The organism is Brevibacterium sp. CT2-23B (assembly GCF_013168765.1).
Classification (GTDB): Bacteria; Actinomycetota; Actinomycetes; order Actinomycetales; family Brevibacteriaceae; genus Brevibacterium; species Brevibacterium sediminis.
This window is the reverse complement of the sequence record NZ_JABBYK010000003.1, coordinates 125,900-138,022: the sequence shown is the minus strand read 5'-3', so window position 1 is coordinate 138,022 and position 12,123 is coordinate 125,900. Positions and strand designations below refer to the sequence as shown.

Genomic DNA, 12,123 nt, shown 5'->3' with positions numbered 1-12,123 from the left:
CCAAAGAAGTCACGGCAATACACAACCCGAGACACCAAAGCGCGGGTTCGAGATGAAGTTACTCGTCGGCGCGAATTGGGCGAGACCATCACCGATATTGCCGTATCAGTCGGAGTCAACGAATCAACACTCGGTAAATGGTTTCGGCAGTGGAGGGTTAGACCCGCTGTCGGCAAGTACGGGAAAAGCCTGGCCCGGAACCGGTGGAAGCCGTGGAGCCGAGAAGACGCAACTATTGCATGCACTCGAACAGACCTATCTCTATCGGAACGCGCCGAACTTTTAGGCCGCTCATACTCCGCCGTAGTCGGATTCATTCGCGACTACCAGCAGCGGTCTGGTGACCCCTACGGCATCAAGTAGGATTCCACCGAAATCAGCGCCGCCGTTCCCGTCACGCCGCGTTGGTGAGGCCGTCCGACCTCGCGGCCCATTTGCGCCGAGGCCATCAACACGACAGGAGCCGCACGCCTTTGCGCTGGCCGATCCCGGCGGATCGTCACAAACTAATCATTACAGTTAGATTACAATGCCGACTTGACACTTGGTGGTAACCGAATCATCTATGATATAGAGTTCGCGTAACACGGTTCGATCAGTCCGAGCGCTCGTCCTGCCGCAACGAAGTGACCCCAGAACTTGATCGCATGGTCTCGGCGCGAACCCCCGGCAGATCAGGGCGAACGGCAAGCGCAGTTGCCGACTCAGAATGCAAGTAGAATGCAAGTTCCTGCAATGATCCAACGTGACACGCCGGTAAATTTGACAGCCATCTTTACCTGTGAATGAAACCGCCTCACCAGCATAATCGCTGGTGAGGCGGTTTGTTTTACGGTGGGCCCCGTGGGGATCGAACCCACGACCCGCGGATTAAAAGTCCGCTGCTCTACCAACTGAGCTAGAGGCCCCGCCCCATCACAAGCGCAGTACACAGGCCTGCTGAAGCATGATGGAGACGAACCAATAGTAGAGGTTCGCGCCCGAATTACTCAAACCAGGAACCGCCGTCGGGAGGGAGTCCGTCGACTTCCTCCCGACGAAGCTCCGCGGCTCACTTCTCCAGTCCGCGCCGATCCTCAGCGGTGTACGTACGAGGCAGACCGTCCGGGGCCTCGAGATCCTCGGGATCCGTGGGCTCGATGACGTCGGACTCGATGGCCTTGTTCTTCTTGACCTTCCCGAGCAGGGCACGGATATTGCTCAGGCCCGCGAGCAGCTTCCGATCCTTCTTCGGCGCAACGTACTCGGGGTCGGTCTCGATGGGGAAGACCGTCGGCGCAGCACCGAAGGCCTCCTTCGATTCCCCAGCGACCTTCCGCGCCATCTGCGCATTCACCACGGCACCGATGACAGCGCCGACGCCGAAGGGCAGCAGCCGACCGACCAGCGATCCGCCGGCACGGGCGGCGAACTTGCGGATGAAGGTCTTGCGCAGCTTGCGCACGAGCAGATCGACCAGCGGGGCCGGCAGCTGCTTGGTCACGGTGGCGCCCCAGCTGCCGAACATCGACTCCACGCCGCCGTTCTGCTTGCCGAACTTCTGGATGAGGTTCTTCCCGTCCTTGCCCAGCATGAGGCCGAGGACCAGGGCGTTCGCCCGTTTGGCGTCGGCCACCGGCAGTCCGTGGATCTCTGCGATGGCCTGCGCAAACAGTGCAGTGCCTTCCAGAAAGCCCGCAGTCTCGACGCTGGCGACACCCAGCGCGGCCGTCGTGCCCAATCCCGGAACGGCCGCGGTCGCACCGACTGCGGCTCCGCCCGAGGTCGTCAGGGTCAGATAGTGCCGGCGAATGATCGTGATGAGCTCTTCGGGGGTCGCGTCCGGATGCCGGCGGCGCAGACTGCGCACATAAGCCAGGGCGACGGGCCGCTGCACGGACAGCAGACGCGACAACATCGACTGGGCGCGGGGATTGAGGGTCCCATCGTCATTGACTGCCAACTTCGCAGCTTTGTCGAGACCCTTCTTCGCCACTGATGATTTTGCCACGAGAGTTCCTCCTCGTTTCGGTCACTCGCGACTGCCGGTCGCAGTCACGAATCAGACTCAAGTTTAATAGCGTCCGTTGTGAGTCCCGGGAGCAGAACCTGACCGTGCGGCGAAAGCCCGAATGTGCTCCACGTCCTAGTCCGCGCACCCTGACAGGGACTAAACTGCCCTGACCATGTCACAGCGCGCATTCCATCGTCCCGTTCCCCTGGCCGACCTCGACTCCGTCGGTGCCGTCGACGATCCCGTCGCCCGTTCGGAGACCTCGCACGCCACCGCGGCACTGCTGCTCGGCGATGCAGAGGGAAACCGCGACGAGGCTGCCACCAGGCGCTTCGTCGAACTCGCCGATGACATCGGCTTCGAGATCATCGCCGAGATGTGGTCAGCCGCTCCCGCCGTCTCCGCACCCGGCGCATTGTGGCGCCTCTACGCCCTGCGCCAATGGATCAAGTCCGCACCTCGCGAACTCGCCGAGATGTTCTCCGACGGCCAACGCCGCGTCACCGAGGGCATCGGCTACGACGAGATCCTCGCCGGCGTCGAACTGCCCGCCGGACCCGACGAAGTGGCCCACGCCATCGACGAGATCCTCGTCGGCGCCTTCCGCGGTGACGTCGTCATTGCGCTGCTGCGCGCCTCCGCCTTCGTCGGCATCTGCGCGGCAGGCGCCGACGACCACGACACCGCCGTCCGCCTGCGCCAGCTCTCCGAAGACCTGTCCGACGCCGCGGTCGCCCATCGCCGAGGCGGCCTCGACTGATCCTCAGCTCGCCGGCAATCCCCTCGCCGAGGCGGCCCCGCCCGACCGAATGAGCGTGGTCCCCGTAGGGACCGGATATTCCCGCCCGACCACGACATCGACTGTGAGATTCTCAACGGACGAAGAGCCGCCTCGGCGGTGGATTCATGAGCATGAACGAGTATCGTAGGGGGTGGCCTTCGGGCCACCGGACGCTGGATCGCTGAAGCCCCGGGCTCCAAATTCAGCCGCTTCGAGCGGCCTTCCGCCGAGAGGCGCTCTCGGTTCAGCGTCCGGCACATATCATTGAGGCATCATGCATATTCGTCCGGCTTGTCCGGGCCCCGGGCAGGAGGAGCGCATGCGGCTCAAGCGGGTACCGCAGGACAAGGTGTTCTATGAGCGGCTGTCCGATCTCGTCTCACAGATGCGGCAGTGCAACCTGGTGCTCGCCGAACTCTCCGGAATCGAAATCAGCGAACGCCGCGACGTCGCCGACCGCCTCCGCGAGATCGGGGACAGGGCCGATGAGGACATGGGCGCGATGCTGCGCGCACTGCGCGAGAACTACATCACCCCGTTCGACCGCAACGACCTCTACCTGCTCAGCCACCACATGCGCGATATCTGCCACCGGCTGCACGGAGTCGGCTACGTACTCGCCTCCGGAGCCTTCGACCCGCTGCCCTCCGGCGTCCCCGAGACCCTGGCCGTGCTGTCGAATCAGACGGACCACACCTCGCGGATGATCACCCGACTGCCGGGCAAGCTCGACCAGTGGGACTACGTCGACGCGATCAACCGACTGACCTACCAAGTCGAGAGCCTGCAGTGGCGGATGTCGGACGCGGTGCCGAACTCCAAACGGGGACTGACGTATATGGCCGCCGTGTCCCAACTCGGGCAGGCCTTCGTCCGGGCCGCCCACGGGTTCACCGAACTCGGCAAGGTCGTCGCAGCCATCGCGATCAAGGAGTCGTAGTCCGTGGAGCTGCTCTTGGCGGCAGTCGTCATCGCCGCGGTGATCTTCGCCGGCTCGAACGGATTCCACGATGCCGCACTGACCGTCGGCAACGCGGTCGTCGGGCGAGCGATGCGACCCGGCTGGGCACTCAGCCTGGCCGTCATCTTCAACTTCATCGGTGCGCTCCTCGGTGAGGGAATCGCCATCGTCGTGGCCAACCAGATCGTGCTCTTCTCCGGTTCGACAGACCTCATCCTGACCACCTTGCTGATCGCCTTCGTCGCAGCGACGACGTGGAGCCTGTTCACCTACTATCTCGCGCTGCCTGTGTCGTCGACCCACTGTCTGATCGGCGGTCTGCTCGGCGCGGGAGTCGTGTTCGGGTTCTCAGTGAATACCGGTGAAGCGATGGACTCCGTGGTGTGGCCGCTGGTGCTCTCACCGATCCTCGGGTTCATTCTCGCGTGGGTGCTCACGCTCATCCTGTCGAAGTCGCTCGCCTCCACTCCACCCAAGCCGCTTTTCCGGGGTGCGCGCATGGTCGACTCCGTGCTCACGGCGGCCCTCTCGCTCGTCCACGGGGTCCAGGACGCGCAGAAGATCGCGGCCCTCGTCATGGTCGCCATTCTCGCCGTCGACACGCAGCAGCACGATGTCCTCTCCGTGGTCGACATCTCTTGGCCAGTGCGCCTGCTCATCGCCGCGGCTCTGGCTCTGGGCACCGGATTGAGCGGGTGGCGAGTGGTCCAGACACTGTCCGTGCGCATGGTCCGACTCGACCCGCTCAAATCCTCCATCGCCGATGGCGCGGCCACGATCCTCATGTACACCGCAGCTCTGATCATGCGGGTTCCGGTGTCGCTGACCTTCGTCCTCGGATCATCGATCCTCGGCACCCAATACGCCGGGCGCAAGGGCCACGCCAGAGCCCGGTACTTCGTGCCGATGTTCGGCGTCTGGCTCCTGACGATCCCGGCCGCCGCGCTGTTGGCCGTGGTGCTCGGGTGGATCGTCAAGGCCTCCGTCGGACTCTGACAGGCCACCCGGTTCCTGCTGTTCGCTGACGCCGGAGCCGAGCCCGGGAGCGCGAGGCGCCCGGGCTCGGCTCTGACGAAATCGCTGACGTCGGTGCCGACGAATCAGCCCCGAGGCTTCCGCCCGAATACGAAGCCGGTGGTGATCATGGCCGCGGCGAGGACGAAGTGCAGCCAGTTGTCGGCGGTGTTGAGCCCGACGAAGTTGCCCATCGACTCCATCGGAATCACCATTCCGTAGATCCACAGCACCGCATAGATGATTCCGCCGACGACGAGGTAGTTCTTCGCCAGTGCACGTGAGCGGAGTCCGAGCATCCCGACGACTCCGAAGAGCAGGTGGACGATGTTGTGGAGCACCGTGACCTGGAAGAGGCCGAGCAGTGCAGCGTCGGTGTGGTGTCCGGCGAAGCTGATCGAGCCGAGATTCGCGGTGATGCCCGGGACGAAGCCGAGGATCCCCACGAGCAGGAACACTGCGCCGAAGAGCCCGGAGACCATCTGCACCTGCGAACGCGCACCGCGTGCAGCGGCGGGCGACTGTGACGACATCGAGATATTCATGACGATCCTTTCCCAAAGATGGCTGGTATCGGTGATTCGGAGCAGATGCCGATTCGGATGACCGACGGGCGAAACTTTCCGGCCGCCGTCTCATGTCGGCCCGCCGCTGTAGTCTGGTGGCAATGGGAGCTTGGGCGGCGAAGCTGTGGCGCAGACTGCTGGTCCTTCTGATCGGCGGGGTCATCGCCGTGCCCTATATTGCGGTCATCATCTGGGCCGTCTCCGCGTGGAACGAGGTCAGCGACCGGTCTCTGGCGTTCAGCATGCTCGCCTTCAGCGCCGTCGTCTTCGTGCTGTTGTGCATACCCGCGTTCCTTGCCGTCATCCGCGCACTCGAACGGACCCTGGCTGAGCAGCTCCTCGAACTGTCCATCCCCACCCCGCCGAGGCGGCCGAGCTGGTCCGATCGCCTCCGCGGTGCCCTGTTCTACTTCGGCCACGCCTTCGCCGGTGCCCTGCTCCTGATCACGGTCGTCGTGGTCCTTCCTTCCGTGCTGCTGATGGTTGCGGACCCACAGCAGGCCTCGGAACTGTCGAACGGACTCCTCGGCATTGCGGGCTCCCCAGCCGGGGCGACTGGTGGATCGCCGGCCGGAAATGCCGATCCGTCGGCCGGCACCGGTGCCGAGTCCGTCGTCGTCCTGTCCGCCGGGCTCGTGCAGATCCTCGCACCCGTGATCCTGCTTCTCCTCACGGCCACGATCATCGCCGAAGGCTACTTCCTGCCTCACTACGCACAGATCCTGCTCGGCCCCTCGGCCGCTGACCGGGCTGAGCTCGCCGGGGCCGAGCGAGTCCGTCGGTTCCGTCGCACCGTCCTCGCCCGCGAAGTCCACGACTCGATCGGTCATGCCCTGACCGTGACGATGATGCAGGCAGCTGTGGCCAAACGTGCCCTGCACCAGGATCAGATACTCGCCGAGGCGGCCGTCGACGAGATCGCTCGCACCAGCCGTGAGGCGGTGGCCGAGTTGGACCATGTCCTCGCCCTGCTGCGTGCGGAGGCCGACGGCGCAGTCAGCGACGAAAGCACCGCAGGCGACGCCGACGCCCTTGGCGTTGCTGATGCCATCGATGGTGCCGATGCCCTCGATGGCGCCGAGAGCGAAGCAGTGGAGGGCGGAGAGCTCGCGGGGGACGGTGACAGCGGAAGTGCGGGGCCGCCTCGGCGAACAATGCTCGATATCACCCGATTGGCCGAGGAGGCCCGTGCGATCGGGCACCCCACCCGACTGACGGTCAGCGGGGATGCCACCGGACTGCCGCCGACCGTGGTCCACGAACTCCACCGGATCGTGCGCGAGGCGGTGACGAACTCGCTGCGGCACGCGACGACGCCCGGCCTCGATGTGGCCGTCGACATCGGCGCCGACTGCGTACAAGTGGTCACGCGCAATGCCGGCGCGGCCACCGGCCCGGTGCTCGGCTCATCGGAGAAGGGACGGGCCGATGGGAAGGCGGCGGCTGACGCGAAAGCGGCGGGCGATGCGAAGGGGGTTGCCGGTGCGAAGGGGGCGGCCGCCTCGGCGAGGCAGTCACGCGGACTCGTCGGCATCGGTGAGAGGGTCGCTCTGTTCGGCGGAAGCGCCGACTGGGGAATCGAGAACGGACAATGGATTCTGCAGGTGAGACTGCCGTATTCGGAGGGACAGATGCCATGACCATTTCGGTGATCCTCATCGATGACGAGCCTCTCGTGCGTGCGGGTCTGGCCGCGATCATCGACTCCGACCCGGGACTCGAGGTCGTCGGGGAGGGCGATGACGGGACGGAAGCACTCGATCTGGTGACTCGGTCGGATCCTGATGTCGTGGTGATGGATGTGCACATGCCCCACCTCGACGGATTGGAGGCCACGCGGCTGCTCATGAGCAGGCAGGAGCCGCCTCGGGTGCTCATCCTCACGACCTTCGACAGTGATGACTACGTCTTCGAAGCTCTGCGCGTGGGTGCGGACGGCTTCGTCCTCAAACGCGCTCAGCCGTCCGAACTCGTCCGGGCGGTGCATACCGTGGCCGGGGGAGATGCGCTGCTCTATCCGCAGAAGATCCGGGACATGGCAGCACGGTCTCACCGAGCCGTCGATGTGGTGAGTTCTGCTGGGCTGAGCAGGCGGGAACAGGAAGTCCTCACCCTCATGTCGAGAGGAATGAGCAACGCCGAGATCGCCGGGGAGATGTTCCTCGGGGCGGAGACGGTGAAGACCTATGTCAGTTCGCTGCTGTCGAAGCTCGGTGCCCGTGACAGGACACAAGCGGTGATCAAGGCTTTCGAATCGGGGTTCGTCGAGACCTGACCCCAAAGTGAGCAGGCGGGACGGCCGTTCAGCCGCCCAGTGTGCATTCACCCTCTCGGGAGCCGGCTTCACCCTTGTGGGGGAGCCCCCGGCGGGCCTTCGGGGACGAGCCTGGAGTCATGACACGGAAACAGCTCACTCAAACCGCCCATCATCCAACTCAATCGACCGACCGCGGGGTGCAAGTGGGACTGACGGCCGCCTTGGCGTGGTCGCTCTTCCTCATGATCATGTCGGTCCTCTGGGGACTCGGAGTCGTCTCCTCACCCCTGGCCGGATCCGAGGAGTGGACGTTCACGTCGATGATCGCCGCACTCCCGGGACCGTTCGCGGGTCTCATCATCGGCTCCGTCGCCCTGCTCAGCTTTGTCGGCTCGGCGGCCCTGCTCACCGCGACCCGCCTGCGGCAGCGCCTTTTCGACAGAGGCGGGACACGCGTTCTCGGGGTTGTCGTTCTGGCCTTCGCCGCCGTGGTCACGGTCATGCTCACCGACACCTTGCTGCTGGCCTACCTCGGCTATGCGCTCAGCCTGCAGTTCCCACCGGTCCCGACTCCGGTGATCTGGCAGGCAGTCATGCTGCTTGGTCCGCTGCTGTGGATCATCGTGTGGGCCGGCGCAGAGAAGACCAGTCGTCGGATACGCGAGGACAGTCATCGTCATCTGACCGAGACCGTTCAGGTTGAGGATTCCGCCGCCGGTCACAGGCGTGCAGACGGTGACAGTGCCGGACGCGTGGGGAGATCGACGTCGGTCACCGCAAGCGCGAAGATCGCCGTCGCCGTGGCGGTCATCGTGCCGGGCTTCTATGCCCTGACGCGGGTCCTCTGGGCCGTGGGAATTCCCTTCGGCCTGAGCTCCGGACTCTTCGATGAAGGGCAGCGCGTCGGACTCTGGCATTCGGGACTCGCGCTCGCCTTGGCCGCCATCGGTGGAATCCTGCTCACCCTCGGTCTCATCCAGAGATGGGGAGAGCGGCTGCCAACATGGCTTGGTCCTCTGGGCGGAAAGCGAGTGCCGATCACTCTGGCGACGATTCCCGCGACGATCGTGTCGCTGGCGATCTTCACCGGCGGAGTCGGCCTGGTGCGCACAATCTTCTCGGGGACCCCCGAAATCTTCGCCGACAGCTGGTGGGTGACGATCGGGCCGACGCTGCTCTTCCCGCTCTGGGCCGTGGCGCTCGGCTGGGCGACCTTCGCCTACCGGGAACGTCGGCTGGCTGCCGAGGCGGGTGCGTCCGGCGATGTCTGAGCTGTCTTTTCGAATCTTCGATGTCTCCTGCGGGCGGATCCACCTCGAATAAGCGGACGATCTCGAGGTGGATCCACCCGCTGGATCAGCCGGGGAACGGCCCGTAGGTGGCCAGCAGGTTGCCCTTGCTGGTCCGCTGCACGTCCTTGAGCTCCAACCGGGTCGTCGTTCCACCCTCGAAGAGGGACCGTCCGCTGCCGGCGACGACCGGGTGGATGGCCACCGTCAGCTCGTCGACGAGGTTCGCTTCGACGAGCTGACGGACGATCGACATCGATCCCTCGACAGCGATCTTGCCGCCGTCGCCGGCTTTGAGTTCGCGGACGAAGTCGACGAGCTCGCCCTGGATGAGAGTCGAGTTCTCCCAGCTGAGATCGGCCTGCGACAGCGTTGTTGAGGCGATGTGCTTGGGAGTCGAGTTGATGAAGTCGGCGAACGGTGCGTCCTCGCCTTTTGTGTGGTTCGGCCAGTAGCCCTCCCACTCCTGATAGGTGACACGGCCGAGGAGGCAGTCGTCGACGCCGCCGATGGCCGTGGTCATCCACTCGCCCATCTCCTGGTCGAAGGAATCGAATTGGAAGTTGAACGGATCGGATGCGATCCCGTCGAGTGACTGGAACAGTGCGGCGATGACAGTGCGGGACATGGTGATCTCCTCATCGAGTTGTCGTGCGGGCCGTTGCGTTTCCTGAGGGCTGTGGTTCCGCAGCCCAGAAAGTTCAGAAAGTGAACTATGGTTTCAATAGTGAACTGATATTGCTATGCTGTCAACCATGAAGTCGTACGGACAATTCTGCGGTCTGGCTCGGGCAGCCGAGGTGCTGGGGGAGCGGTGGTCGCTCATCATCCTCCGCGACCTCCTCGTCGGTCCGAAGCGCTTCAACGAGCTTCGACAGGGAAATCCCGGCATCCCCTCGAACCTGCTGACCACGCGGTTGCGCGAACTCGAGGCCGCCGAGATCATCGAGCGCGGCCTCAACGGGCGCAACGTCGTCTACCGACTCAGCGACTATGGTTCGGATCTTAGTCCGGTGCTCATCGAGCTCGGCCGCTGGGGTGCACGGCGGATGGCTGAGCCCCGCGAGGGCGAGGTTCCGACGGACTCCTCTCTGGCCGCGGCTTTGCTGACCGCGCGCACCGACGCCCGAGTCCGACCCTTCACAGTCGAAATCACTGCCGGCCCCGCGACGGCTCATGCGACCGTGAGCGAGCGCGGTGTGGAGGCTGCGGAAGGGGCCCAGGCAGAAGCTGACCTGAGGATCGAAGGTCCCGGGCTGCGCGACCTGCTTGCCGATGGCGCAGCCGAAGCCGCACGAGCGGCAGGGACGATCACGGTCGACGGCGACGAATCCCTGCTGGTCGATTTCGTCGCGGCCTTCCGTGCTCCCCGCGACGAACCGGCGGCCGGCTAGGAGGCAACGCCGCGTCGTCCTCGAACAGCTTGTCGCCGTTCCCTCGTCTGCGACGGTTGCGCCGACTCCTCACCTACGACGGTTCCGCCGGTCTGCCCTTCGGTGCCGCAGCAGAGTGACCAGGGCGTGGAGAAGCGCGGGTGCCGAGGCGATGAGCAGCAGAACGCCGCCCACCGTCATCACCGGCAGCAGGATCGACCCGCCGATGACGAAGCCGGTGAATAGAACGGCCGAGATCACGCCGCGCGCCAGCTGTTCGAGCCCTTCCACCCGACGATCGAGCTTCGGCGTCGACACCGTGAGCTCGCCGTCTTCGACCTTCGTGACCAGTGCGTCGAGGCGTCCGGGCAGGCTCAGGGTCAGACGCACGAGGTTGAGCGCCTCCTTCGTCGCCGAGCCGGCGACTCCTCCCGGTGAGTCGCTGATGAGGCCGCGTGCATAGGGTTCGACGACCTCCCAGATGTTGAACCGGGGATCGAGTGAGCTGCACAGACCAGAGACCATGGCGAGCGCACGGATGATGAGGAAGAGGTTCTCCGGCAATTGGACCGGAAGGTCGCGGACCACCGATTCGAAGTCCCTGGAGAAGGCCCGCAGCTCCTTCTCGTCGACCTCGCGCAGCTGAGCGAATCCCATCCCGCCGAACCGGGAGAAGAGCTCGGTCAGTGCGCATTCGAGCTCCGCGGTGTCCGCGCCGTCAAGCAGCACCCCGATGAGTTCGACGCTCGTGACCAGGCGGTGCGAATCCCTGGTGGCCACGGCGATGATGAGCTCACGCAGCCCCGAGCGCAGATCCTCGGGGACATGGCCCATCATTCCGAAGTCGACGAAGGTCAGGTGCCAGCCGACCCCCGCCGAGGCGGGATGCCCAGTCGAGGTGTGCGTTTCCCCTGTCGGCGGTGAGCCACCCATGTCCTCGGACGCCGGAGAGACACCCGAGCGCCCGACCGCTCCAGTTCGGTCGGGAGTGACGAAGATGTTGCCGGGATGGGGATCGGCGTGGAAGAAGCCGCCGCGGAAGAGCTGATCGAACATCGTGTGCGCGAACGCCGAAGCCACCTCGCGTGGATCGATCCCTGCCCTGCGCAGCGCCGCGACATCGTTGATCTTGATCGCCGAGACATCCTCCATGGTGAGAACCTGGGTCGTGGTCTGCTCCCAGACGATTCGCGGGGCCTGCGTCGGACCGGGCGAACCCGATGCCGAACGCTCGGCATCGTCCGCGAAGCGTGCGGCTTCGGTGGTGAACTGCTCCGCATTCGCCGCCTCGTGGAGGTAGTCGATCTCCTCGAGGCTGACATGGGCGAACTCCTCGACCAGCCCCGGCATATCGACCCGGCTGGCGATGAACCCGACGCGGGAGAGCCACCCCGCGATCCGGCGCAGTGTACGCAGATCCACCTCGACGACGTCGGCGATGCCGGGGCGCTGGACCTTGACGACCACCTCGGTGAATCCGAGCTCGGCGGCCACATCCGGAGTCAGGGTGGCCGAATGAGCCTGGCCCAGTGATGCCGCGGCCAGCGGTCGGGGGTCGAAAGTGGCGAAGGCGGTGGTGAGTCGCATACCCAGCTGCGCCTCGGCGAGGGGCCTGATCCTGTCGAAGGGAACCGGCGATACTTCGTCCTGCAGGTCTGCCAGCTCTGCGGCGACCTCGGGCGGGAGGACATCCATGCGGGAGGAGAGGAACTGGCCCACCTTGATCATCAGCCCGCCGAGATCGATCGCCAGCGCCCTGAACTTCCTGGCGGTCGACTGCCAGCGCTCCACTCGTCGTCGGGCGGCCAGGCGACCCAGACCGATGCGAGGCAGGACGAGCTCGAACCACCAGGCCATGGCCATCTGGGCCGCGGCAAAGCGCAGGATCC

General features: G+C 65.1%; 11 protein-coding genes and 1 tRNA gene. 7 read left to right on the top strand and 5 right to left on the bottom strand.

The window, feature by feature from the left end; translation table 11 throughout:
* Positions 1 to 835 precede the first annotated feature (835 nt).
* Positions 836 to 908, bottom strand: a tRNA-Lys gene (locus HIM68_RS09230).
* A 143-nt stretch (positions 909 to 1,051) separates the two neighbouring features.
* Positions 1,052 to 1,990, bottom strand: a complete 939-nt coding sequence (locus HIM68_RS09225) for a hypothetical protein (RefSeq protein ID WP_172171595.1) — start codon at positions 1,988 to 1,990, stop codon at positions 1,052 to 1,054.
* 175 nt (positions 1,991 to 2,165) lie between these two features.
* Between HIM68_RS09225 and HIM68_RS09220 the strand changes: the two genes are divergently transcribed.
* The 3 genes from HIM68_RS09220 to HIM68_RS09210 all read left to right on the top strand — a co-directional run bounded on the left by HIM68_RS09220 (position 2,166) and on the right by HIM68_RS09210 (position 4,731).
* Entirely contained in the window at positions 2,166 to 2,753 is a 588-nt protein-coding gene (locus tag HIM68_RS09220; RefSeq protein ID WP_253903871.1) for a hypothetical protein, read from the top strand.
* Positions 2,754 to 3,093: 340 nt separating this feature from the next.
* Positions 3,094 to 3,714, top strand: a complete 621-nt coding sequence (locus HIM68_RS09215; RefSeq protein ID WP_101543807.1) for a DUF47 domain-containing protein — start codon at positions 3,094 to 3,096, stop codon at positions 3,712 to 3,714.
* 3 nt (positions 3,715 to 3,717) lie between these two features.
* Complete coding sequence (locus HIM68_RS09210) at positions 3,718 to 4,731, top strand: inorganic phosphate transporter (RefSeq protein WP_172171593.1); 1,014 nt, start codon at positions 3,718 to 3,720, stop codon at positions 4,729 to 4,731.
* Between the two features lie 104 nt (positions 4,732 to 4,835).
* On the opposite strand, the gene HIM68_RS09205 is transcribed toward HIM68_RS09210, so the two are convergent.
* Positions 4,836 to 5,294: a DUF4383 domain-containing protein gene (locus HIM68_RS09205; protein ID WP_229663967.1), complete on the bottom strand. Its 459-nt coding sequence runs from the start codon at positions 5,292 to 5,294 to the stop codon at positions 4,836 to 4,838.
* A 122-nt stretch (positions 5,295 to 5,416) separates the two neighbouring features.
* Here HIM68_RS09205 and HIM68_RS09200 point away from each other — a divergent pair, with 122 nt between their 5' ends.
* From HIM68_RS09200 to HIM68_RS09190, 3 genes are all read left to right on the top strand, one after another.
* The gene (locus HIM68_RS09200) at positions 5,417 to 6,955 is read left to right on the top strand and encodes a sensor histidine kinase (RefSeq protein WP_172171591.1); all 1,539 of its coding nucleotides are present in this window, start codon (positions 5,417 to 5,419) and stop codon (positions 6,953 to 6,955) included.
* The gene (locus HIM68_RS09195) at positions 6,952 to 7,590 is read left to right on the top strand and encodes a response regulator transcription factor (RefSeq protein WP_172171589.1); all 639 of its coding nucleotides are present in this window, start codon (positions 6,952 to 6,954) and stop codon (positions 7,588 to 7,590) included. The genes HIM68_RS09200 and HIM68_RS09195 overlap by 4 nt, the downstream gene beginning before the upstream one ends.
* 119 nt (positions 7,591 to 7,709) lie before the next feature.
* Positions 7,710 to 8,843, top strand: coding sequence for a hypothetical protein (locus tag HIM68_RS09190; protein WP_172171587.1), 1,134 nt, complete (start codon positions 7,710 to 7,712; stop codon positions 8,841 to 8,843).
* An 85-nt stretch (positions 8,844 to 8,928) separates the two neighbouring features.
* Here HIM68_RS09190 and HIM68_RS09185 read toward each other — a convergent pair whose 3' ends face one another.
* Positions 8,929 to 9,489, bottom strand: coding sequence for a dihydrofolate reductase family protein (locus HIM68_RS09185; protein WP_139468085.1), 561 nt, complete (start codon positions 9,487 to 9,489; stop codon positions 8,929 to 8,931).
* Positions 9,490 to 9,616: 127 nt separating this feature from the next.
* Between HIM68_RS09185 and HIM68_RS09180 the strand changes: the two genes are divergently transcribed.
* Positions 9,617 to 10,255: a helix-turn-helix domain-containing protein gene (locus HIM68_RS09180; protein ID WP_172171585.1), complete on the top strand. Its 639-nt coding sequence runs from the start codon at positions 9,617 to 9,619 to the stop codon at positions 10,253 to 10,255.
* 69 nt (positions 10,256 to 10,324) lie between these two features.
* On the opposite strand, the gene HIM68_RS09175 is transcribed toward HIM68_RS09180, so the two are convergent.
* Complete coding sequence (locus HIM68_RS09175) at positions 10,325 to 12,097, bottom strand: AarF/ABC1/UbiB kinase family protein (protein ID WP_253903898.1); 1,773 nt, start codon at positions 12,095 to 12,097, stop codon at positions 10,325 to 10,327.
* Positions 12,098 to 12,123 lie beyond the last annotated feature (26 nt).

What these genes read in the sequence shown, in the direction of transcription:
- HIM68_RS09205 (WP_229663967.1), bottom strand. Translation starts at nt 5,294, where the DNA reads ATGAATATCTCGATGTCGTCACAGTCGCCCGCCGCTGCACGCGGTGCG.
- HIM68_RS09220 (WP_253903871.1), top strand. Translation starts at nt 2,166, where the DNA reads ATGTCACAGCGCGCATTCCATCGTCCCGTTCCCCTGGCCGACCTCGAC.
- HIM68_RS09175 (WP_253903898.1), bottom strand. Translation starts at nt 12,097, where the DNA reads ATGGCCATGGCCTGGTGGTTCGAGCTCGTCCTGCCTCGCATCGGTCTG.
- HIM68_RS09190 (WP_172171587.1), top strand. Translation starts at nt 7,710, where the DNA reads ATGACACGGAAACAGCTCACTCAAACCGCCCATCATCCAACTCAATCG.
- HIM68_RS09180 (WP_172171585.1), top strand. Translation starts at nt 9,617, where the DNA reads ATGAAGTCGTACGGACAATTCTGCGGTCTGGCTCGGGCAGCCGAGGTG.
- HIM68_RS09195 (WP_172171589.1), top strand. Translation starts at nt 6,952, where the DNA reads ATGACCATTTCGGTGATCCTCATCGATGACGAGCCTCTCGTGCGTGCG.
- HIM68_RS09200 (WP_172171591.1), top strand. Translation starts at nt 5,417, where the DNA reads ATGGGAGCTTGGGCGGCGAAGCTGTGGCGCAGACTGCTGGTCCTTCTG.
- HIM68_RS09215 (WP_101543807.1), top strand. Translation starts at nt 3,094, where the DNA reads ATGCGGCTCAAGCGGGTACCGCAGGACAAGGTGTTCTATGAGCGGCTG.
- HIM68_RS09185 (WP_139468085.1), bottom strand. Translation starts at nt 9,489, where the DNA reads ATGTCCCGCACTGTCATCGCCGCACTGTTCCAGTCACTCGACGGGATC.